1 pseudogene is annotated in these 220 nt (G+C 66.8%); it reads left to right on the top strand.

Going from position 1 to position 220, the window contains the following annotated elements:
• Nucleotides 1-19 precede the first annotated feature (19 nt).
• Nucleotides 20-220 (top strand): annotated as a pseudogene (locus tag FS507_RS17375) (hypothetical protein); the annotation flags it as partial.

Raw genomic sequence — 220 nt, 5'->3', positions numbered from 1 at the left:
GGAGACCCGCCGGGAAACAATGACAGACACGACAGACACGACCACAGAAAGCAACGACACCGAAACCGACACCCCACCCCCGCCTGCCCCGTTGATGTCGCACTGCCGGGGACAGGTCGCCCTGCGCCTGCTCGGCGGGCACCGCGACCAGTTGACAGTCACCGTCAACGCCTACCAGACCCACCCGGACCAGCCGTGCTACGTGCTGGGCAGTGGGTGG

This window comes from Corynebacterium glyciniphilum AJ 3170 (genome assembly GCF_007673095.1).
Lineage (GTDB): Bacteria > Actinomycetota > Actinomycetes > Mycobacteriales > Mycobacteriaceae > Corynebacterium.
The sequence above is the reverse complement of the archived record's forward strand: the minus strand, read 5'-3'. Positions and strand labels throughout refer to the sequence as shown.